Below are 22,509 nucleotides of genomic sequence, written 5' to 3'. Positions count from 1 at the left end.
GGAGGCGTGGTCAGATGTCCCAGACCACGTTGATCGCAAAGTTGCGACCCGGCTGGGTCAGGCGGTCAAGGTTGGCGGGGCCCGTCACTGCGGCTTCGCCGACGCTGTCGTAGCTGCGCACGTCATCCCAGTTCCAGTACTTTTTGTCGGTCAGGTTGTAGAAGCCGCCGTTGAGGGTCACGTCGTTGGTCACCTTGTAGTAGGCGGTCAGGTCGAGAATGCCGAAGCCCGGGGTCTTGAACGGGCCTTCGGTGCTGCCGTCGGGGGCGTGAAAGGTGCTGCTGTCGACGCGATTCTGTTTTTTCACCAGGGTCCAGCTCAGCAGGCCACCGTAGTTGTCCTGCTCATAGCCCAGGCCGAACACGCCCTTGAGCGGGTTGACGCTGTTAAGCGGTTCACCGTTGTCGTCGTTGCGGCCGTGGGCGTAGGCAACCGCGCCTTGGGTGTAGAGGCCTTGTGGCGCGCCGAATGCGTCCAGGTTCAGGCGGCCCTTGGCTTCTACGCCCTTGACGGTGGCGCGTTTGATGTTCACGGCCTTGAACTGCTCGACGGTACCCGCGACCACGGCGTTGTCTTCGTCGATAAAGTCGCGGTACTTGTTGTAGAACACCGCGATCTCAAAGACCCCTCGTCAAACTTCCCGCGAAGCCCGGTTTCGATGCCCTTGCTGGTTTCCGGCTTGAGGTCGGGGTTCGGCTCCACGAGATAGCCGATGTTCAGGTTCTCGAAGCGCCCATAGAGGGATTTGGCCGAGGGGGTGCGGAACCCTTCGGCGTACTGGCCGAACCATGTGTAGTGATCGGTCAGGGCGTAGGTCAGGCCAAATTTGGGCGTGACACGGTGCCAGGTTTTTTCCTTGTCGCTCACTTGGTCCGCACCGGTGGGGTTCACGGTGTTGAGGAATTCCTCGGTCAGCTTGGGTTTGAGCCGGGTGTAGTCGTAGCGCACGGCGGGCAGGAACGTCCATTTATCCCAGCTGATCTGGTCTTGTGCGAACAAGGAGTAAGCGTTGATGGTCGGGTCGGGGAAGTCACTGGACTTCTTCACGCTGTCGCCGGCTTGCGGGCTGGGCGCGCCGATGGCCGTGCAACCGGAGCCGACAGCGAGGCAATAGGCCGAGCCCTCGCGGGACCCGGTGACTTTTTGCTGTTTGAGCGTCGTGCCGTAGGTCACCTGGTGATCGGTTTCACCCAGGCTGAATGCTTTGTCCAACTGAGCGTCGAAAACCCACTGTTTCTCTTCGTAAAGCGTGTCGCGGGTACGCATCACGCGCCGGCCCGACTGATAGATTTCGGCGGTCGTCTGGTCGGTCTTGGCGATCTGGTAATTGAGGCTGGTCTTGATGCGGTCGGCTATCGGTGACGCGAGGGCGAAGCTGTTTTCCAGGCCGAAACGTTCGCGGGTAATGGTGTCGTTGCCGCGACGGTCACGGTACAGGTTGAAACCGCGCCCGCCGATGAACGGGCCGCCCACCGCGTTCTTGAGGTTGATGTCGCGATCATCCTTGTACTTCTCATATGTCAGGCCCAGGCGGTTGTCGTTACCGTAGTTCCAGCCCAACTTGGCCAGCACGTTGGTGGTGCGCGCGTCTTCCGGGTTGGCGCCGGTGCGGTCCAGCCCGGTGGCGTTATTGCCGTCATAGGATTCGGTTTCATGGCCGTTGCGCTGGCTCAGGTGCAGCAGGCCGTCGAAGTCCTGCACGCGACCGGCGAAGGTGCCGGACGTCAGCCAGCTCTCATCGGCGGAGCTGTAGCCGGTCTTCAGGCGGGCGCCGACATCCTGGCCGGGCTTGATGATGTCATCCGGGTCGAGGGTGAAATAGCTCACCGCGCCGCCGATGGCGCTGCTGCCATACAGGGCTGAGGCGGGGCCACGCAGGATCTCTACGCGCTTGACGATTTCCGGGTCGACATAGTTGCGGCGGGTCTTGGCGTAGGGGCCGTTGAAAAAGTTGTCGGGTACTTCCACGCCGTCCACTTGGGTGAGGATGCGGTCGCCATCGATGCCGCGGATGTTGAAACCGGCATTGCCCGACCGTGTGCCGGCGCCGCCCACCGACACGCCGGGCTCGTAGCGCGCCAGTTCGCGGATGGTGTTCACGTTCTGACGGTCCAGCGCTTCGCGTTCATGCACGCTGACGGTGCTGGGCACACTGTTCACATCCTGTTCGTTGCGAGTGGCGCTGATGGTCACCTGCTGCAGGTTGAGGGTGCCGCCGGCTGCGCGTTTCTCCAGCACGATGCTGTTATTGCCCAGTTTGCGGTAGCCCAGGTTGGTCCCCACCAACAGCCGGTCCAGCGCTTTTTCCGGCGGCAGCGGGCCGCGCACGCCAGGCGACGACACGCCTTGGCCGAGCTCTGCCGGCAGGCCGACTTGCCAGCCGGTCACGGCAGTAAATGCGTTGAGCGCCGAGACCAGCGGCTGCTGCTCGATGCTGAAGGTGTAATTGCCGTGGCTGCGCGCGGCGGGCTCGGCGGCGCTGGCGGTCATCACCGGCACGCCGGCCAGCAGGATGGCGGCGGTCAGCAAGGACAGGACGGGCGAAGAAGACCGGCGATTGAAACGAGAGGACATCGAGAGCGCTCCGGGGTACGAATCTTATAGTTGCGAACCGAACCAAATAGGAATCAGTTGCATTGGCTAAGACGAGACGTACCACCGAGGGCTATCGAGTAAAAATTGTTCTCATTTAATTCAGGATAACCAGCGCCGGGTATTCCGAGAGCGTGGCCGAGGTGATGTGTGCCAGGGAACGCACCACGTCCAGCGGCTGGTCGAGGCGGTAATTTCCGGTGACGGCGACGCGGGCGAGACGGTCGTTGGTGTTGACGATCCAGCCGGGATAATACCGACGCAATTCGGCAAGCACTTCGCTCATCGGGCAGTTTTCGAAGATCAGCCGGCCTTGGACCCAGGCCAGGTCTTTGTTGGCATCCAGCTTGGCCGGCTGGCCGAAGCCTTTGGGGCCGATGCGGATACTTTGCCCCGCGCTCAGGCGCACGCGGGCGTCGTCGACGGTGTTGCTCAGGTCGACATCACCACGCTGCACTTGCACCTGGGCCTCGCCATTGAGGTAGCGCACGGCGAAGGCGGTGTCACGTACGCTGGCGCGCACTGGGCCGGCGTCGATCTGCAAGGGCTGGTCGTGGTTCGGCGTGACTTCAAAAAACGCTTCGCCCTGGTACAGGCGGGCGATGCGCTGGTGATCCTTGACGTCGCTGGAAAACGCCGAGTTGGTGTTGAGCAGCACTTTGGAGCCATCGTCCAGTTGCAAGCGCTGACGTTCGCCGACCACGGTGAGGTGGTCGGCTTGCAGGCGCACCGGCAAATTGCTGAAGCTGAACAGGCCGATCAACAGCACGGCGGCTGTTGCCAGTGGCTTCCAGTACGGTTTGATCCGGCGCCAGGCGCTGGGCGTGCGCGGCGCCGCCAGGGCCGCGGCGGCGCTGTGTACCGGCGCGCCACCCCAGGCCGCCTGGGCTTTTTCGAAGGCATTGGCGTGGGCCGGGTCGCTGGTCAGCCAGCTTTCAAACTCGGCCTGCTGCCCGGGCTGCGGGCACTGCAGGGCGATCAGCCAGTCGAGGGCCTGGTCCATAGCCGCGTCTTGCAACACCTCATGAGCCAGCTCATGGGCGCGCAGTTTGTTCGGGTCTGTCACGGTGTGCCTCGGGTCTTCGCCACGTTCTATTCATTTCCTACGGCTTGGGTCGACATTTCTGTCGGATGCAGCTTAAGGCCGATCCAGCCGTTCGGCCACACCTACGCAAATGGCCATGATCAATTTCAGTTCTTTTTGCACGGTGCTCAAGGACACGTTCAACTGATCGGCAATCTCCTGGTAGCTGCAACCGTGCAGGCGGCTGAGGATGAAGATCTGCTGCTGGCGCGCGCTTAACTGGCCCAGGCTGACGCTCAGGTGTTCCAGCAACTGCTCGGCCTGGGTGGCGTCTTCGGGGGGCTGATGGGGGCGGCAACGCTTTGTAGGATGTCCAGCGGTACATCTTCCTGCAACGTACGGGCCTGGATCCGACGCGCGCGCAGGTGATCCAGCGCCAGGTTGCGTGCGGTTTGATAGACGAAGGGTTCGAGGTGATCGATGGGCCGCTCGCTCAGGGCCCGGGTGACGCGCAGGTAGGTTTCCTGCAACAGGTCCTCGGCGGTGCTGTGGTTATTCACCATCCGCTGCAAGGTGCGTAGCAGAATCACCCGTTGGGTGAGAAAGACATGGTTAAAGCGAGATTGGCTCACAGGCGTACCCGACCGATTTTCAGTTAATGATAATGCTTATCATCAACTGAAATGGCAAGTGGCTATTGCTGCAGGCCTACATAGAGCAAATGCGGGAAGGGGGCTTGCCCCGATAGCGCGGTGTCAGTCACCCCATCTCTGACTGATAAATCGCCATCGGGAGCAAGCCCCCTCCCACAAAAGCCACATGCACAACGCTCGTTATTCGGCGTTGCACAGTGCCAGGCAGTTATCCAGCATGCGGTTGGAGAAGCCCCACTCGTTGTCGTACCAGGCCAGCACTTTGAGCAGCTTGCCGCTTACCTTGGTGTGGTTGGCGTCAAAAATCGACGACAGCGGGTTGTGGTTGAAGTCGCTGGAAACCAGCGGCAGGGTGTTGTAGCCGAGGATTTTCGAGTGCTGGCTGGCTTCCTTGAGCAGCGCGTTGACTTCTTCGGCGGTGGCTTCTTTTTTCAACTGTACGGTGAGGTCCACCAGCGACACGTTGATCACCGGCACACGCACGGCCATGCCGGTCAGCTTGCCCGCCAGCTCCGGCAGTACCAGGCCCACCGCTTCGGCGGCGCCGGTCTTGCTCGGGATCATGTTCTGGGTGGCCGAACGCGCACGGTACGGGTCGGTGTGGTAGACGTCGGTCAGGTTCTGGTCGTTGGTGTAGGCATGGATGGTGGTCATCAAGCCGCTTTCGATACCCAGCTCGCGATGCAGCACCTGGGCGACCGGTGCCAGGCAGTTGGTGGTGCACGAGGCGTTGGAGATGATCTGGTGGGACTGGCGCAGAATGTCATGGTTCACGCCATACACCACGGTGGCGTCCGCACCCTTGGCCGGTGCCGAGATGATCACCTTGCGTGCGCCGGCGGTAATATGGGCGGCAGCCTTGTCACGGTCGGTGAACAGACCGGTGCATTCAAATACCACGTCGATCTTGTGTGCGGCCCATGGCAGGTCGGCCGGGTTGCGAATGGCACTCACGGCAATCCGGTCACCATTGACGGTCAGGCTTTCCTGATCGTGGGCGACCTCTGCGTCGAAAGTACCGTGCACGGTGTCGAATTTAAGCAGGTGGGCATTGATCGAGCTGTCGCCCAGATCATTGATGGCGACGATCTGCAAATCCTGGCGATAGCCTTGGGTATACAGTGCGCGCAGGACATTACGGCCGATACGGCCAAAACCATTGATTGCGATACGAAGAGTCATTGGAAGGTGCCTGTCGTCGATTTGTTGTAAGAATTACAAGATTATTCGCATAAAAATAGAAAACAAGCCTTTTTAGTGGCAATATTTTGTTCAATCTACAACGAGTGACCTGAATCAACTGGTCCGATGATTTAAACGACACCCTGCCATCCCATGCGCTGCGGGCGTTTGATCAGCATAGACACTCAGGTCGCCACATCCGTTAGCCTGGAGTTCTACACATGCATCCCCGCGTTCTTGAGGTCACCGAACGGCTTATCGCCCGCAGCCGCGCCACTCGCGAGGCTTACCTTGCGCTCATTCGCGGTGCCGCCAGCGACGGGCCGATGCGTGGCAAGCTGCAATGCGCCAACTTCGCCCACGGCGTGGCCGGTTGCGGCACCGAAGACAAAAACAGCCTGCGCATGATGAATGCCGCCAACGTGGCAATTGTTTCTTCATATAACGACATGCTTTCGGCGCATCAGCCGTACGAACATTTCCCGGAACAGATCAAGAAAGCCCTGCGCGAAGTCGGCTCGGTCGGCCAGTTCGCCGGCGGCACCCCGGCCATGTGCGACGGCGTGACCCAAGGCGAGCCAGGCATGGAACTGAGCCTGCTCAGCCGTGAAGTCATCGCCATGTCCACGGCGGTTGCGCTGTCCCACAACATGTTCGATGCCGCGCTGATGCTGGGCATCTGCGACAAGATCGTCCCCGGCCTGATGATGGGCGCGCTGCGCTACGGCCACTTGCCGATGATCTTCGTACCGGGCGGCCCGATGCCCTCAGGCATTTCCAACAAGCAGAAGGCCGACGTGCGCCAGCGCTACGCCGAAGGCAAGGCCACCCGCGAAGAGCTGCTGGAATCGGAGATGAAGTCCTACCACAGCCCCGGTACCTGCACCTTCTACGGCACCGCCAACACCAACCAATTGCTGATGGAAGTGATGGGCCTGCACCTGCCGGGCGCCTCGTTCGTCAACCCGTACACACCGCTGCGTGACGCCCTGACCCGCGAGGCCGCGCATCAGGTCACACGCCTGACCAAGGCCAACGGCAACTTCACGCCGATCGGCGAAATCGTCGACGAAAAATCCATCGTCAACTCCATCGTCGCCCTCAACGCCACCGGTGGTTCCACCAACCACACCTTGCACATGCCGGCCATCGCCATGTCGGCGGGCATTATCCTCACCTGGCAGGACATGGCCGACCTCTCCGAGGTGGTGCCGACCCTGTCCCACGTGTACCCGAACGGCAAGGCCGACATCAACCACTTCCAGGCGGCGGGGGGCATGTCGTTCCTGATCCGCGAGTTGCTTGAGGCCGGCCTGCTCCATGAAGACGTTAATACCGTCGCGGGCAAGGGCCTGAGCCGTTACATCCAGGAGCCGTTCCTGGTCGACGGTGAACTGGTCTGGCGCGACGGCCCCATCGAAAGTCTCGACGAAACCATCCTGCGCCCCGTGGCCCGCGCGTTCTCGCCCGAGGGCGGCCTGCGCGTGATGGAAGGCAACCTGGGGCGTGGCGTGATGAAAGTTTCCGCCGTGGCCCCTGAGCATCAGGTGGTTGAAGCACCGGCGGTGGTATTCCAGGACCAGCAGGACCTGGCCGATGCGTTCAAGGCCGGCCAATTGGAAAAGGACTTTGTCGCGGTCATGCGCTTCCAGGGCCCGCGCTCCAATGGCATGCCGGAGCTGCACAAGATGACGCCGTTCCTCGGTGTGTTGCAGGACCGCGGTTTCAAAGTCGCGTTGGTGACAGACGGGCGTATGTCCGGCGCGTCGGGTAAGATCCCCGCCGCGATTCACGTCAACCCCGAAGCCCAGAGCGGCGGGCCGCTGGCGCGGGTGCGCGATGGCGATATCATTCGCGTGGATGGCGTGACAGGTACCTTGGAGCTTAAGGTAGACGCCGAAGAATTTGCAGCGCGCACGCCTGCCACGGGCCTGTTGGGCAATAACGTGGGCGCCGGTCGCGAGCTGTTTGCATTTATGCGCTTGGCCGCAAGCTCCGCAGAGCAGGGCGCCAGCGCCTTTACCTCTGCCTTGGAGACGCTTAAGTGAAGCTTGCGCTGGTCGGTGATATCGGGGGTACCAACGCCCGTTTTGCGTTGTGGCGGGATTCGGCACTGCATTCGATTCGTGTGCATGCCACGGTGGATTACTCCAGCCCTGAAGAAGCGATCAAGGTCTATTTGCAGCAAGAAGGCCTGAACATCGGCGATATCGGCGCAGTCTGCCTGTCGGTGGCCGGGCCGGTGAGCGGCGATGAATTCAAATTCACCAACAACCACTGGCGCCTGAGCAAGGCTGCGTTCTGCAACACGCTGCAGGTGGAGCAACTGCTGTTGGTGAATGATTTTTCGGCCATGGCCCTGGGCATGACCCGTTTGCAGCCCGACGAATACCGTGTGGTGTGCGCGGGCACGCCGGAGCCGTTGCGCCCGGCGGTGGTAATCGGCCCGGGTACTGGCCTGGGTGTCGGCACCTTGCTGGACCTCGGCGCAGGTCGTTACGCGGCGTTGCCGGGCGAGGGCGGCCATGTCGACCTGCCCCTGAGCAGCCCGCGGGAAACTCAGTTGTGGCAACACATTTACAACGAAATCGGCCACGTCAGCGCCGAAACCGCCTTGAGCGGCGGCGGGTTGCCGCGTCTGTACCGGGCGATCTGTGCGGTGGACGGCCACACGCCGGTGCTGGAAACGCCCGAAGCCATCACGGCGGCGGGTTTGGCCGGCGATCCGATCGCCATGGAAGTGTTGGACCAGTTCAGCATCTGGCTGGGCCGGGTTGCAGGCAATAACGTGTTGACCACCGGTGGGCGCGGTGGCGTGTACATCGTGGGCGGGGTGATACCGAGGTTTGCCGACTTCTTTATCACCAGCGGTTTCGCCAAAAGCTTCGCGGACAAAGGCTGCATGAGTGACTATTTCAACGGCATTCCGGTGTGGCTGGTGACAGCGCCGTATTCGGGGTTGACCGGGGCGGGTGTGGCGCTTGAGCAGGCTTTTACGTAGGCATCAAGAACACCCCATAACAACAAGGAGGACCCCGTGAGCGTAATCAGTAAATCGATTCTCCTCGTCGACGACGACCAGGAAATCCGCGAATTGCTGCAAACCTACCTCAGTCGCGCCGGTTTCCAGGTGCGGGGCGTACCGGATGGTGCGGGGTTCCGTCAGGCGATGAACGAGGCGCCGTGCGACTTGGTCATCCTCGATGTCATGCTGCCGGACGAAGACGGCTTCAGCCTTTGCCGCTGGATCCGCCAGCACCCGCGCCAGGCGCAGGTGCCGATCATCATGCTGACCGCCAGTTCCGATGAGGCCGACCGCGTGATCGGCCTGGAGCTGGGCGCCGACGATTACATCGGCAAGCCGTTCAGCCCCCGTGAGTTGCAGGCGCGGATCAAGGCCCTGTTGCGCCGCTGCCAGTTCGGTCAGGAGCGCAGCAGCGGCGGCGATGTGCTGGTGTTCGATGAATGGCGCCTGGACATGATCAGCCATCGGCTGTTTCACGTGGATGGCGAAGAGGTGATCCTTTCCGGTGCCGATTTTGCCTTGCTCAAATTGTTTCTCGACCACCCACAGGAAATCCTCGACCGCGACACCATCGGCAACGCCACCCGTGGCCGCGACCTGATGCCGCTGGACCGTATCGTCGACATGGCCGTGAGCCGCCTGCGCCAACGCCTGCGCGACACCGAAAAGCCGCCGCGGCTGATCCGCACCGTGCGTGGCAGCGGTTATCAACTGGCAGCCAGCGTGGTTGCCGGCAATGCCCACTGAGCCTGTAACCGAACGCCGCCGCCGCTTCCCGGTGCCGCGCTCATTGCTGGGGCGCATGCTGCTGCTGACCTTGCTGGTGGTGCTGTTCGCCCAGGCGCTGTCCAGCGTGATCTGGGTGTCGCAGTTACGCGCGACCCAGCTCGAAGGCCTGGTCACCAGCGCCCGGAGCCTGGCGCATTCGATGACCGCCAGCGTGAGTTACTTCCGTTCGTTGCCGGTGGCCTATCGGCCGTTGGTCCTCGACCAATTGCGCAGCATGGGCGGCACCCGGTTCGTGGTGACGCTCAACGATCGCCCGCTGGAGATGCAGGTACTGCCCGAAACCCCGCGCAAACAAGCGGTGCTGGTCGCGGTCGATGAAGTACTGCGCCAGACCCTTGGCGCCGACGTGGTGATCTCAGTGGAGTTCGTCAGTGCCGAAGACCTGCGCATCTTCAATGCCGGCCTCAAGCTTGATGAGCTGCCGCGCTCCTGGGCTCATTACGCCTTGACGCTGGAGCCCGTGAACCCGCCGGTGCTGGTCACCCAGATTCAACTCGCCCCCGGCGAATGGCTGTACATCGCCTCGCTGTTGCCCGAGCCCTACACCAGCCTTGAGGAACAAGGCCTGCCGTCCCAGCAGGTGTGGTTTATCGTGCTGACCAGTGGTTTTCTGCTGTTATTCATCGGCCTGTTGGTGCACTGGCAGAGCCGCCCACTCAAGCGCCTGGCGCGGGCGGCGCGGGATATGTCGCTGGGCGCCGACGTGGAGCCGGTGGCCGAAGGCGGCGGCAGCGAAGTGGTGGAAGTGGGTCGTGCCTTCAACGCCATGCGCGAGCGCATCAGCCGTTACCTGACCGAGCGCAGCCAGTTATTCAGCGCGATTTCCCACGACCTGCGCACCCCGATCACCCGCCTGCGCCTGCGCGTAGAGCTGCTGGAAGACGAAAACCTGCAAACCAAATTCGGTCGCGATCTGGATGAATTGGAGCTGCTGGTGAAAGGCGCGTTGCAATGCGTCAAAGACACCGATATCCACGAGAACATCCAACCCGTCGACCTCAACCATGTGCTCGAATGCCTGGTGGAACCTTACGTCGCGCCGAACGGCAATGGTCGCGTGACCCTGGATGGCTACGCCCTGGCGGCCTACCCAGGCAAGCCACTGGCGCTCAAGCGCTGCATCGGCAACCTGATCGACAACGCGTTGAAGTACGGGCAGAACGCCCATTTGCATATCGAAGATGATGGCGCGCAGTTCATCCTGCACGTGGATGACGAAGGGCCCGGGGTGCCGGAACAGCGTTTGGAGCAGGTGTTCGAGCCCCACTTTCGTCTGGCCGGGCAGCAGCAGGGTTATGGGTTGGGCCTGGGGATCGCGCGCAATATTGCCCATAGCCATGGCGGGGAAGTGAGTTTGCAGAACCTTCGCGAAGGCGGGCTGAGGGTGACCCTTCAGCTCCCGCGAACGCTGGACTAACTGTGGGTCAGATGCTTTGGCGCAACCGGGCCAAGTCTCTGAGCGGCGGCGCACCAAATAGCCGGCTGTATTCCCGGCTGAACTGCGACGGGCTTTCATACCCCACCCGATACCCGGCCGCCGAGGCTTCCAGCCCCTCGGCAATCATCAGCCTGCGCGCTTCCTGCAAGCGCAGCTGTTTCTGGTACTGCAGCGGGCTCATGGCGGTAATCGCCTTGAAGCGATGGTGCAGGGTCGAAACGCTCAGGTTGACTTCCTTGGCCAGGTCATCGATGCGCAACGGCTGTTCGTAATTGCCATTGAGCCACTTGATCGCCTGGCTCACCCGATGGCTCTGACTGTTGGCCACGGCAATTTCATACAAACGATAGCCCTGTGGCCCACGCAGCAAGCGGTAGAGAATTTCGCGGTTGATCAGCGGCGCCAGCATGGCGATGTCTTTGGGCGTATCCAGCAAGCGCGCCAGGCGCAGTACGGCGTCGAGCAGTTGATGGTCGATCCGGTCCACGTACATCCCGCGCGACGTTGGGCGTGTAGGCACGCCCATGGGGCCGGCCTCGGCGATCAGCGCTGTGAGTTGCGCCGGGTCGATGTTGATGCGCACCGACAGGTTCGGGTCGTCCGGCGTGGCATCGATGATGCGCCCGGCCACCGGCATCGCCACCGAAAACACCAGATAGTTGAGCGGGTCATAGGCGAAGATTTCGTCAGCCAGGCGCACTTCCTTGCTGCCGTTGGCGAGGATGCACAACGCGGGCTCCACCAGCACCGGCATGAAGTCTCGCGGTGTGTTGTGACGGTTCAGGTACAACGAGGTGATTGCGGTGCCGTAGGAACCATCTTCCCAGGTATGCCGGTGCACGATGCTGGCCAGTTCGGCGCGCTGTTTTTCCATCTCGGCATCGAGGGGGGGTGGGCTTATGTTCGGGCGACGACATGGCGCGTCCTCTGCGGCGGCTTTGATGGGGCTCAGCTTAGCGGCGGCCTTTGAAAAAGTGTTAGGTCGATTCTGCATAATCCTTGCCTGATCCTGCGGCCTGTCGTCAATCAGGCAAGCGCGAGGCGTTTCATCTGCCTGAAACATGGCGTGTGTGCGTGGAATAAAAGCGCTGGGCCAACGTCCTATCTACGCTTCTCGCAGGATCGTGCAATAAGCCGGCAGGAATTGACTAACCGCGCGCTCACCCGCGCCGTTATCGTTGATCCTGTGGCAACACACCCTCACAGTGCTTGCCGAGCATCACTTCTCAACGGGAGAGTCGAACATGTCCACCCCCATTCCCGCGAGCCATATGGCCTTTATCCGCGCCCGCACCGGGTGCAGCACCGAACTCGGTGCACGCTTGAGCAGTTTGATCGAACCGGGCCGCCAGGCTCAGGGTTGCCTGCAGTTCTCGTTGCAGCATTCTCAGGTCGACCCCGATGTGTGGCTGGTTTCGGGCTTTTGGAGCAGTGAGCAGGCGATGAGCGCCTACTTCAACTCGCCGGCCCTGCTGATCTTTACCGAGCTGCTGAACGACATGGTCATCCGCAGCATGGACTTCCAGACCTTCACCGATGCATCCGCTGCACGCGCCTACGGCGAGTACCTGCAACTCGCCGGTTGAACCGGTTTAGAATGGCCGCCTTTCCATTGGCCAGGACCTGCAACATGGCACGTAAACAATTTGCCCACCACGAAGCCGTTTCCGCCGTAGTACCGGGTGACGGAGGCTACAGCGCCGCCGTGGCCGTCAAGGCGCTGGATGGCATGGGCGCCCCGCGGTTTCACAAGATCCTGGATGGGCAGAGGTTCAAGACCGCCTCGGATGCTGATGATGCCGCCACTGTGCAGCTTGAGCGTCTGGTCGATGTGGACGTAGAGGGGCAACTGACGTGGGCACCTGCCGCTGACTAAAGGTGGGGCTTGCTCCCGATAGCGGTGTATCAGCTACAGATAGGCTGACTGACACAACGCCATCGGGAGCAAGCCCCCTCCCACCATAGGTTGCATTCCACTCAGGGTTTTGCAGCGCCAGGCCGGTACATCTTGAACAACGCTTCGGGCCCCAGCTGGAAGTAATCCGCCGGGCCGCCGCCGCGTAGAATCGGTTCGGCGGCAGCGGTGTCATAGATGCCGTCCTTGAGCAGCCACTTGGCGATGTGCACCGCGACTACCTCGCCCAGTACCAGCCAGCTTGGCACCAGCTCCTTGTCGGCGCGTTGCAACTGGATGATCTGCGTCACCTTGCACTCGAACGACACCGGGCTCTCACCCACGCGCGGTACGCCAACGATTTTCGAAGCCACCGGCGTCAGGCCGGACAACTCGAATTCATCCACCTGCGGCGAGACCGCCGCGCAGCTCTGGTTCATCTGCTCGGCCAGCGGGCGCGTGGCCAGGTTCCACACGAATTCGCCGGTCTGTTCGATGTTGTTCAGGCTGTCTTTGCGCCCGACACTGGAAAACCCAATGATCGGCGGAATGTAATTGAACGCATTGAAAAAACTGTAGGGCGCCAGGTTCAGGTGGCCTTCACGGTCGTGTGACGAAATCCAGCCGATCGGCCGTGGGCCGACGATGGCATTGAACGGATCATGAGGCAGGCGGTGGCCGTTGGCGGGTTCGTAGAAGTGGATATCGTCGGACATGGGCCGGGGTTCCTGCTGCGGGGTTCTGGGAGGCGACCATACTGCAACCCATGGGCGCGAATTTCCATTGGCCCCATGGAATTTTCATTGATTGCCCACCTATTTTTCACAGCGTCCCGTTCAGTCTGCGGCCAAGGTCGACACTCCATAAGTCGGCCATTGAAAGACTGAGCTTCGGAGCCTTTACCCCTATGAATAAACTTCCTCAGATCACCCTGGCGTTCTGGGTCATGAAAATCTGCGCAACCACCCTGGGCGAAACCGCCGGGGACTTGTTGTCGATGACCTTGAATGTTGGCTACGCACTCAGTTCGATGATCCTGATCAGCGTGTTCCTGGTCACCCTGGTGACACAACTCTGGTCGAAAACCTATAACCCCATGCTGTACTGGATTGTGATTTTGTCCACCAGCACCGCTGGCACGACGATGTCGGACTTTATGGACCGAACCCTGGGCCTGGGCTACGCCACCGGTTCAATGATCCTGATCGTGATCCTGATGATCATCTTTGCGCTGTGGCACCTCAGTGGTGATTCGCTGAACGTGAACAAGGTGCAGACCTTGCGGGGCGAGTTGTTCTATTGGATGGCGATCCTGTTTTCCAACACCCTGGGCACCGCATTGGGTGACTTCCTGGCGGATGATTCGGGGCTGGGCTTTGCCGGCGGCGCCTTGTTGATCGGCTCGACCATCGCTGCGGTAGTGGCGCTCAAGTACTTCACCCAAATCTCGGCGGTGCTGTTGTTCTGGGTGGCGTTTGTGCTGACCCGGCCTTTCGGTGCGACCCTGGGCGACTTCCTGACCAAGCCCCATGAAAAGGGCGGGTTGGATTTCGGCACCATTGGTTCATCGGCCGTGTTGGCTGCAATCCTGGTGGTGATGATTGTCGGCGCGGCGTATGCACAGCGACGGTATGGGCGACCACCAGTGGCAGAGGTGTCCTGATTCACCAAGCGACATAAAACCGATGTGGGAGGGAGCAAGCCCCCTCCCACAGGTTTAGCGGGTCAGGCTTTTAGTCCGTGGTAATCCGCGAGTGCTTGCGGGTGTCCTTCATGGTCACGTAGACCAACAACGACACCGCAATACAGGCGGTCACGTACCAGTAGTAACCGGTTTCCATGCCGATGCTCTTGAACCACAGTGCGATGTATTCAGCGGTACCGCCGAAGATCGACACGGTCAGTGCATAGGGCAGGCCGACGCCCAGGGCGCGGATTTCGGTCGGGAATAACTCGGCCTTCACCACGGCGTTGATCGAGGTGTAGCCGCTGACGATAATCAGCGCCGCCATGATCAGGAAGAACGCGCCCCACCAGGTCTGGATGGTGTGCAGGGTGGTGAGGATCGGTACGGTGAACAGGGTGCCGAGGATGCCGAAGGCGATCAGGATCGGCCGACGACCGACTTTATCCGATAGCCCACCGACGATCGGCTGCAGGCACATGAACAGAAACAACGTGGCCGCCGAGATGGTGGTGGAGTCGGAGATGCTCATGCCGACGGTATTCACCAGGTATTTCTGCATGTAGGTGGTGTAGGTGTAGAACGCCAGGGTGCCGCCCATGGTCAGGCCGACCACGGTCATCAGTTCCTTGGGGTGGCGCATCAAGGTGCGCATTGCGCTTTCCTTGGCTTTTTCTTTTTTGCTGAACGACTCGGTTTCTTCCATGCCACGACGCAGGTACAGCGCGACCACTGCGCACAGGGCGCCGATGGCGAACGGGATGCGCCAGCCCCAGGCATAGAGTTGTTCGGTGGTGAGCACCTGTTGCAGCACGATCAGCACTGCCAGGGCAATGAGCTGACCGGAAATCAAGGTCACATATTGGAAGCTGGAGAAGAATCCGCGACGTTCCCGTGTCGCCATTTCGCTGAGGTAGGTGGCGGAAGTGCCGTATTCGCCCCCTACCGACAAGCCTTGCAGCAAACGGGCGAACACCAGCAGGATCGGAGCCCCGATACCGATGGTTTCGTAGCCAGGGCTCAGCGCGATCAACAGCGAGCCGAAGCACATCAGCAGCACCGAGGCCATCAGCGCAGCCTTGCGCCCCTTGTAGTCGGCGTACATGCCCATCAACCAGCCGCCGATGGGGCGCATCAGGAAGCCGACGGCGAAGATCGCGGCGGTGTTCATCAACTGAGCGGTGGAGGAGCCGGCTGGAAAGAAGGCTTTGGCGAAGTACAGCGAAAAGGCGGCGTAGACGTACCAGTCGTACCACTCGACCATGTTGCCGACCGAACCGCTGAAGATCGATTTGATGCGACTGGTGGTGGTGCGTTCCTGCGCAGGCGCAGCCACCGAGCCCAGAGGCAGGGAGTTGGAGTTATCCATTGAAGGATCCTTCATCTAGTTGTTTTTATGGAGCGGCGCGAACGCTGCCTGGCTGGGGCTATAGCAGGAGCTGTGCCAGGTGGATGAAGGCCCGGTCTAGAGGGGTTTGCGGTTTTTTTGAGCGGAATGTTGCTGATGGTTTTGCAGCGGTGAGCGGAAATCCGCTCATTGATCCTTGAGAAACATGTCCCGTGCAAGGCCATGGCGCTGCATCTTTTCATTGAAGGTTCGGCGGGGCAGTTGCAGCTCCGCCAACACCTCTTTGATATCGCCTTTATGCCGGGTCAGTGCGGCTTTCAGGCAATGGGCCTCAAAGGCTTCCTGCTGCGCGGCGAGGGATTGCCCGGCTTCGATGCCTTCCGGTTCGGACTCGCCGAGGCCCAGCACCTGGCGCTCGGCGACGTTGGCCAGTTCACGCACATTGCCTGGCCAGTCGTGACTGAGCAGGCGCCCCAGCGCCGCACCGCTCAAGGGCTGGGCAGTGCGGCCCAAGCGCTCTGCGGCGTCATGGGCGAAGTGTTCATACAACAGCGGGATGTCTTCACGGCGCTCGCGCAGCGGTGGCAGGCGCAACTGGGCCACGTTGAGACGATAAGCCAAGTCTTCACGAAAGCGTCCGGCGCGGGCCTCTTCCAAAAGGTCCGGCTTGGTGGCGGCGATGATGCGCAAGTCTACGTGGATGCTCTGGTTGGACCCCAATCGCTCCAGCTTCTGCTCCTGCAACACCCGCAGCAATTTCACCTGCTGGGCCAGGGGCATGCTTTCGATTTCATCCAGGAACAACGTGCCGCCGTGGGCGTATTCCAGCTTGCCGATGCGTTTGCCCTGGGCGCCGGTAAACGCGCCGCTTTCGTGGCCGAACAGTTCGGCCTCGAACAGTTGCTCGGGGATCGCCGCACAGTTGAGCGCCACGAACGGTTTTTTCGCCCGCGGCCCACAGTCGTGCAGGCAACGGGCGACCCGTTCTTTGCCGCTGCCGGTTTCGCCTCGGATCAGCACGTTGACCGGCAAGCTCGCCAAATCGAGCACCTGGCGGCGCAGGTTCTGCAAGCCACGGGACACGCCAAGCAGGCTGGATTCGAGTTGCGCGCGGTGATCGGCCTGCTGATGCAGGCGACGGTTCTCCAGGATCAGCCCACGTTTATCCAGGGCGCGGCGCAGACTGTTGAGCAGGGTATCGGGGCTGAAGGGTTTTTCCAGAAAGTCGTAGGCGCCGTCGCGCATCGCCTCGACGGCCATCGGCACATCGCCATGGCCGGTGAGCAGGATCACCGGCAAGTCGGCGTCGCGGCGTTGCACCTCGGCGAGCAGCTCCAGGCCGCTGAGCCCGGGCATGCGCACGTCGCTCAAAATGACCCCGGCAAAGTCCCTGGGCAATTGCGCCAGGCATTCTTGGGCACGGCTGAACAGTTGCACCTCAAACCCCGACAGGCTCAACCACTGTTCCACGGCCGTGCGAATGCTGGTTTCGTCATCGACCACAATCACCGCATTTAACATAGGTCCGGCGTCTCCAGCGCGATGGGCAGGGTCAGGGTGAACACCGCGCCGTCGCCGCGGTTACCGGCGATCAGGCGGCCGCCCAATTCATGCACGATAGCGTAGGACACCGCCAGCCCCAAGCCGAGGCCGTCGCCCACCGGCTTGGTGGTGAAAAAGGGGTCGAACACATTGCTCAAGTGTTCTTCGGCAATGCCGCCGCCGCTGTCGCTGACGCTCAAAACCCAAAGCTGCTGGTCGGCATGCACACGGATTTCCAGGCGTTTGCGCGGCTTGTCCACCATGGCGTCGAGGGCGTTGCGCAGCAGGTTGATCAGCACTTGTTCCAGGCGTATCGCGTCGCCGCGTACCCAGGCCGGGCGGGTCAGGTCCAGCACGACGCCGATGCCTTCATCACGCAGGCGTGCATCGAGCAAGTGCAGGGACTGGTCGACGACCGTGGCCAGGTCCAGGCGCTCGCGCAGGCCGCTGGGGCTCTTGCGCGCAAAGGTCTTGAGGTGGCCGGTGAGCGCGGCCATGCGCGTGAGCATGTCGTCCAGGGGCGTAAGCGCCTTGTAGGCGTCGTCCACTCGACCGTGATCCAGCAGCAGGCGCAGGGTCGCCAACTGCATGCGCTGGGCGGTCAGAGGTTGGTTGATTTCGTGGGCGAGGGCGGCAGACATCTGCCCCAGCGCGGCCAGCTTGGCCGATTGCACCAAACCCTCTTGGGCGGTGCGCAGGGCCTGGGTGCGTTCTTCCACCAGTTGTTCCAGCTCTTCGCGGCTGCGTTGGCGCAAGCGGGCCAGGCGCCAGCGTTGGCTCAGGAACAGCGCCAGGAACACCAGCGCCAGCCAGGAACCGGCGGCGGCCAGGCCAGCGTTGCGTTGGTCTTCAAACGGGAACTGCGGTTTGCGCAACAGGTGCAGGGTCCAGCCTTCGGCCTTCAGCGGCAGGGATTCCCAGATGTAATTGGCGCTGCCGTCGGGGCCGTTGACACGCATCAGGTGGCTGTTTTCGTCAAAGCGTTGCAGGGTGCTGGTGTCCAGCGGTTGCAGGTGTTTCTTGTCGTATTGGCGGGTGGCCTTGAGTTCGGCCAGGTCGCTGTCCGACAACGGGCGCAGGTTGCGATAGCGCCAGCCCGGCTGGTTGGCGATAAATACGATGCCACGCGCATCACTCACCAGCAGCAGGTCATTGCCCTGGGCCCATTCGCGCTCAAGCTCCGGGAATTCCAGCTTGACCACCATGGCGCCGAGAAACTGCTCCTGTTCATCGAGCACCGCGCTGGAGAGGAAGTATCCCGGAATCCCCGTGGTCACCCCCACCGCATAGAAACGCCCAGTACCCTGGCTTCTGGTCTGGCTGAAATACGGGCGAAACGCATAGTTATGCCCCACATAACTACTCGGCAATGCCCAGTTGCTGGCGGCTACGGCCAGGCCGGTGCGGTCCATCAGCTCAAGGGTGGAGGATTGCGCAGCGCCGTTGATGCGTTCGAGCTTGCGGTTGAGCGTGCCTTGTGTGGCGGCATCCATCGGGCCTTTGAGCGCGCTGATCATTTCCGAGTCCAGCGCCAGCACGGCGGGCAGCGCGCGATAGCGTTCGATCAGGGTGTGCAGGGAGTTGGCGTACAGCGCCAATTGCTGGTTGGCGCGGGCGGCATCGTCGATCAGGGCCTGACGTTCGGCATGGCGCGTGGCCAATGCCGCGGCCAGCACCGCACCGGCGATGATCAACAGGGAATAAAAGGTCAGGCGCAGGGGGCGAGGAATCGCGATCATACGAAGATGAACAGCTGCAATAAGGGTGAGCACAATATCACGCGTTGCCCGGATCTTGTGGTGGCGCGCCCTCATAAAAAAAGGCGACCGGGCTTATCGCCTCGGTCGCCTTTATGGGCCAGTTAAAGTGCTTACTGCACCTCTACCGCCAGGCTCTCACTGATCTTTTTCTGCCAGATGGCAGGACCGGTGATGTGCACGGACTCACCCTTGCTGTCTACCGCGACGGTGACCGGCATGTCTTTGACGTCGAACTCGTAGATCGCTTCCATACCCAGTTCGGCGAAGGCGACAACGCGCGACTTCTTGATGGCTTGCGCCACCAGGTAAGCGGCGCCGCCCACGGCCATCAGGTACACCGCCTTGTTGTCCTTGATCGCTTCGATGGCGGTCGGGCCGCGTTCGGACTTGCCGATCATGCCCAACAGGCCGGTCTGCTCGAGGATCTGGCGGGTGAACTTGTCCATCCGCGTCGCGGTGGTCGGGCCCGCCGGGCCAACCACTTCTTCGCGTACCGGGTCAACCGGGCCGACGTAATAGATGAAGCGGCCTTTGAGGTCCACCGGCAGGCTTTCGCCCTTATTCAGCATCTCGACCATACGCTTGTGCGCCGCATCGCGACCGGTGAGCATCTTGCCGTTGAGCAGCACGGTTTCGCCCGGCTTCCAGCTTTGCACGTCTTCTGGGGTCAGGGTGTCGAGGTTTACGCGACGAGCCGACGGGCCGGCTTCCCAGACGATTTCCGGGTAGGCGTCCAGCGGTGGCGCCTCCAGCGACGCAGGGCCCGAACCGTCGAGCACGAAGTGTGCGTGACGGGTGGCGGCGCAGTTGGGGATCATGCACACCGGCAACGAGGCGGCGTGGGTCGGGTAATCCATGATCTTCACGTCGAGCACGGTGGTCAGGCCACCCAGGCCCTGGGCGCCGATGCCCAGTTGGTTGACCTTCTCGAACAGCTCCAGGCGCATCTCTTCGATACGGTTGGACGGGCCGCGCTTGATCAGTTCGTGGATGTCGATGGATTCCATCAACACTTCCTTGGCCATCACCGCGGCCTTCTCGGCGGTGCCGCCGATGCCGATGCCGAGCATGCCCGGTGGGCACCAGCCGGCGCCCATGGTCGGAACGGTCTTGAGCACCCAGTCGACGATCGAGTCGGACGGGTTGAGCATGGCCATCTTCGATTTGTTCTCGGAACCACCGCCCTTGGCGGCCACGTCCACTTCTACGGTGTTACCCGGGACGATGGAATAGTGGATCACCGCCGGGGTGTTGTCCTTGGTGTTTTTACGCGCCCCGGCCGGGTCGGCGAGGATGGATGCCCGCAGTACGTTCTCCGGCAGGTTGTAGGCGCGACGCACGCCTTCGTTGATCATGTCGTCCAGGCCCATGGTGGCGCCATCCCAACGCACGTCCATGCCCACGCGCACGAACACGGTGACGATACCGGTGTCCTGGCAGATCGGGCGATGGCCGGTGGCGCACATGCGCGAGTTGATCAGGATCTGGGCCATGGAGTCACGGGCTGCCGGCGATTCTTCGCGCAGGTAGGCCTCGTGCATCGCCTGGATGAAGTCCACGGGGTGGTAGTAGGAAATGAATTGCAGGGCGTCGGCAACGCTCTGAATCAGGTCGTCTTGCTTGATCACGGTCATGAGTCGCGCTCCTCTATAAGGGAACATTCAATAAAGGTGGCTTCAGTGTTGCATCGGTCGGCTGGAGCCACCTTTCCAAGGCACGCCAAGTGGTGCAGGCGCGACGCTAAAAAGGCGCGGCAGTATAACCCGGCGCGGTGGCCGATACACCCGACTATGGTCAAACTCTGCCGGGCATGATTCCCTGTGCGGGCCTTTTTGATTCGAGAGTTTCCATGCCTGAACTGTACGTCGGCGAACGCCATTGGTCGGTATCCACCGGCAGCAACCTGTTGGACGCCTTGAACCAGGCGGGCGTGGCGGTGCCCTACAGTTGCCGCGCAGGCAGTTGCCATGCCTGCCTGGTGCGTTGCCGAGGTGAGGTCGAGGACAAACAACCCGACGCCCTGAGCCCGGCGCAACGCCAGGATGGCTGGCGCCTGGCGTGCCAGTGCCGGGTGACGGCGGATGTGCAGGTCGAAGCGTTTGACCCGCTGCGTGATGGTTTGCCGGCCCAGGTGGTGGGGGTCGATTGGCTGAGCGCGACGGTGTTGCGCCTGCGTCTGCAACCGGAGCGTGGCCTGCGTTACCGCGCCGGGCAACATCTGGTGCTGTGGGCGGGGCAGTTGGCGCGGCCGTATTCCCTGGCGAGCCTGCCGCAGGAAGATGCGTTTCTGGAGTTTCATATCGACTGCCGCCTACCCGGTGAATTCTGCGATAGGGCCCGGCTGCTGCAGATCGGCGACCGCCTGCGCCTGGGCGAACTACGCGGCGGCGCGCTGCAATACGACCCCGACTGGCAATCCCGGCCGCTCTGGCTGCTGGCGTCCGGCACCGGGCTGGGCCCGTTGTGGGGGGTGTTGCGCGAGGCGTTGCGCCAGGATCACCAGGGCCCCATCCGTATGATTCACCTGGCCCATGATGCTGGCGGCCATTACCTGGCCGAACCCTTGGCCGCGCTGGCCGCCGGGCATCCGAACCTTACGGTGCAGCTGTGGACGGCGGCTGAGTCGATCCAGGCATTGGCGCAACTGCGGCTTGTTTCAAGGCAAACGCTGGCCTTACTCTGCGGGCACCCCGCCAGCGTCGAGGCGTTTTCCAAGCGCCTGTTCCTGGCCGGGTTGCCGCGCAATCAACTGCTGGCCGATGTGTTCCTGCCCCGTGGTTGAGCGCTGAACTTCACAGCCGCGAGACGCACCATGACCGACGCCATCCTGTTGCAACGCGAGCGCGGGTTGCTGACCCTGCAGCTCAACCGCCCGGACAAGAAAAACGCCCTGACCCGCGCCATGTACACGCAACTGGCCGAGGCTCTGGAGCGGGCCGATGCGGACGCCACCCTCAACGCCGTACTGATCCAGGGCAGCCACGAGTACTTCACGGCCGGCAATGATATAGGCGACTTTCTCGATCAGCCGCCCAGCGATCTCGACAGCCCGCCGTTTCACTTCATGCAGAGCCTGCTCAACTGCCGCAAACCGGTGGTTGCCGCGGTAGCGGGGCCGGCGATAGGCATTGGTACAACCCTGCTGCTGCACTGTGACCTGGTGTATATCAGCCGCGATGCCAGATTGCGCATGCCGTTCGTCAACCTGGGGTTATGTCCGGAGTTTGGTTCGAGCCTGATCCTGCCGCGTCTGCTTGGGCATGCGAAAGCCGCGCAATTGCTGCTGTTGGGCGAGGCGTTCAGCGGTGAACAGGCCGCCGCGTGGGGAATCGCCACCGAGGCGCTGAGCAGTGGTGATGCGGCATTGGCCAAGGCGCGGGAAGTTGCGTTGCGCTTTGAACACCTGGCATTGGGGGCGGTGCAGGTGACCAAGCAATTGATGAAGAGCGTGGACCGTGAGCAGTTGCGGCAGGTGATCGAAGAGGAGGGCGCGTTGTTTACCCAGCGGTTGAGGTCGCCGGAGGCGATTGCGGCGTTGTCGGGGTTTATCACGCGCAGATAAAGCGTGTCGGCGGGGC

At 61.9% G+C, this 22,509-nt stretch carries 17 protein-coding genes and 2 pseudogenes; 9 read left to right on the top strand and 10 right to left on the bottom strand.

Translation table 11 applies throughout. From position 1 onward, the window contains the following. Nucleotides 1-10 precede the first annotated feature (10 nt). The 4 genes and pseudogenes from AB4O25_RS13100 to gap form a co-directional block, all read right to left on the bottom strand. Nucleotides 11-2,574, bottom strand: a pseudogene (locus AB4O25_RS13100) (TonB-dependent receptor). Nucleotides 2,575-2,689: 115 nt separating this feature from the next. Beyond that, nucleotides 2,690-3,658, bottom strand: coding sequence for a FecR family protein (locus AB4O25_RS13095; RefSeq protein ID WP_065879542.1), 969 nt, complete (start codon nucleotides 3,656-3,658; stop codon nucleotides 2,690-2,692). Nucleotides 3,659-3,730: 72 nt separating this feature from the next. Then, a pseudogene (locus tag AB4O25_RS13090) lies at nucleotides 3,731-4,248 on the bottom strand (RNA polymerase sigma factor). A gap of 201 nt (nucleotides 4,249-4,449) precedes the next feature. After that, nucleotides 4,450-5,451, bottom strand: a complete 1,002-nt coding sequence (gene gap, locus AB4O25_RS13085) for a type I glyceraldehyde-3-phosphate dehydrogenase (protein ID WP_003175856.1) — start codon at nucleotides 5,449-5,451, stop codon at nucleotides 4,450-4,452. Nucleotides 5,452-5,672: 221 nt separating this feature from the next. Between gap and edd the strand changes: the two genes are divergently transcribed. The 4 genes from edd to AB4O25_RS13065 are packed head-to-tail and all read left to right on the top strand — an operon-like array spanning nucleotide 5,673 to nucleotide 10,682. Then, a complete protein-coding gene (edd, locus tag AB4O25_RS13080) occupies nucleotides 5,673-7,499 on the top strand; it encodes a phosphogluconate dehydratase (RefSeq protein WP_003175855.1) in 1,827 nt (608 codons plus the stop codon). Continuing rightward, entirely contained in the window at nucleotides 7,496-8,452 is a 957-nt protein-coding gene (locus AB4O25_RS13075; protein WP_065876985.1) for a glucokinase, read from the top strand. The genes edd and AB4O25_RS13075 overlap by 4 nt, the downstream gene beginning before the upstream one ends. Before the next feature lie 36 nt (nucleotides 8,453-8,488). Further along, nucleotides 8,489-9,223, top strand: coding sequence for a response regulator (locus tag AB4O25_RS13070; RefSeq protein WP_017529258.1), 735 nt, complete (start codon nucleotides 8,489-8,491; stop codon nucleotides 9,221-9,223). Beyond that, nucleotides 9,213-10,682 (top strand): ATP-binding protein, encoded by a 1,470-nt coding sequence (locus tag AB4O25_RS13065; RefSeq protein WP_017529257.1) that lies wholly within the window; start codon nucleotides 9,213-9,215, stop codon nucleotides 10,680-10,682. Before AB4O25_RS13070 ends, AB4O25_RS13065 begins: the two co-directional genes overlap by 11 nt. A gap of 7 nt (nucleotides 10,683-10,689) precedes the next feature. Here AB4O25_RS13065 and AB4O25_RS13060 read toward each other — a convergent pair whose 3' ends face one another. Continuing rightward, a complete protein-coding gene (locus AB4O25_RS13060; RefSeq protein WP_460150913.1) occupies nucleotides 10,690-11,577 on the bottom strand; it encodes an AraC family transcriptional regulator in 888 nt (295 codons plus the stop codon). Nucleotides 11,578-11,947: 370 nt separating this feature from the next. On the opposite strand from AB4O25_RS13060, the gene AB4O25_RS13055 reads away from it, so the two are divergent. Next, nucleotides 11,948-12,289, top strand: a complete 342-nt coding sequence (locus AB4O25_RS13055; RefSeq protein ID WP_017529255.1) for a putative quinol monooxygenase — start codon at nucleotides 11,948-11,950, stop codon at nucleotides 12,287-12,289. Between the two features lie 44 nt (nucleotides 12,290-12,333). Next, nucleotides 12,334-12,579, top strand: coding sequence for a hypothetical protein (locus AB4O25_RS13050; RefSeq protein ID WP_026067373.1), 246 nt, complete (start codon nucleotides 12,334-12,336; stop codon nucleotides 12,577-12,579). 101 nt (nucleotides 12,580-12,680) lie between these two features. Here AB4O25_RS13050 and AB4O25_RS13045 read toward each other — a convergent pair whose 3' ends face one another. Further along, nucleotides 12,681-13,313 (bottom strand): flavin reductase family protein, encoded by a 633-nt coding sequence (locus tag AB4O25_RS13045; RefSeq protein WP_065876983.1) that lies wholly within the window; start codon nucleotides 13,311-13,313, stop codon nucleotides 12,681-12,683. Between the two features lie 191 nt (nucleotides 13,314-13,504). Here AB4O25_RS13045 and AB4O25_RS13040 point away from each other — a divergent pair, with 191 nt between their 5' ends. Then, entirely contained in the window at nucleotides 13,505-14,260 is a 756-nt protein-coding gene (locus AB4O25_RS13040; RefSeq protein ID WP_065876982.1) for a COG4705 family protein, read from the top strand. Between the two features lie 70 nt (nucleotides 14,261-14,330). On the opposite strand, the gene AB4O25_RS13035 is transcribed toward AB4O25_RS13040, so the two are convergent. The 4 genes from AB4O25_RS13035 to AB4O25_RS13020 form a co-directional block, all read right to left on the bottom strand. Continuing rightward, a complete protein-coding gene (locus AB4O25_RS13035; RefSeq protein WP_017529251.1) occupies nucleotides 14,331-15,650 on the bottom strand; it encodes an MFS transporter in 1,320 nt (439 codons plus the stop codon). 165 nt (nucleotides 15,651-15,815) lie between these two features. Beyond that, entirely contained in the window at nucleotides 15,816-17,150 is a 1,335-nt protein-coding gene (locus tag AB4O25_RS13030; RefSeq protein WP_065876981.1) for a sigma-54-dependent transcriptional regulator, read from the bottom strand. Continuing rightward, nucleotides 17,144-18,910: a sensor histidine kinase gene (locus tag AB4O25_RS13025; protein ID WP_223495991.1), complete on the bottom strand. Its 1,767-nt coding sequence runs from the start codon at nucleotides 18,908-18,910 to the stop codon at nucleotides 17,144-17,146. Before AB4O25_RS13025 ends, AB4O25_RS13030 begins: the two co-directional genes overlap by 7 nt. A gap of 131 nt (nucleotides 18,911-19,041) precedes the next feature. Further along, nucleotides 19,042-20,565, bottom strand: coding sequence for a fumarate hydratase (locus tag AB4O25_RS13020; protein WP_017529248.1), 1,524 nt, complete (start codon nucleotides 20,563-20,565; stop codon nucleotides 19,042-19,044). Between the two features lie 215 nt (nucleotides 20,566-20,780). Here AB4O25_RS13020 and AB4O25_RS13015 point away from each other — a divergent pair, with 215 nt between their 5' ends. After that, nucleotides 20,781-21,713, top strand: coding sequence for an iron-sulfur-binding ferredoxin reductase (locus AB4O25_RS13015; RefSeq protein WP_068937509.1), 933 nt, complete (start codon nucleotides 20,781-20,783; stop codon nucleotides 21,711-21,713). 30 nt (nucleotides 21,714-21,743) lie between these two features. Beyond that, a complete protein-coding gene (locus tag AB4O25_RS13010) occupies nucleotides 21,744-22,493 on the top strand; it encodes an enoyl-CoA hydratase (RefSeq protein ID WP_460150912.1) in 750 nt (249 codons plus the stop codon). Nucleotides 22,494-22,509 lie beyond the last annotated feature (16 nt).

Source organism: Pseudomonas sp. S3_A03, assembly GCF_054668275.1.
Note: the sequence above shows the minus strand (reverse complement) of the source record. Positions and strands in the feature narration are given on the sequence as shown.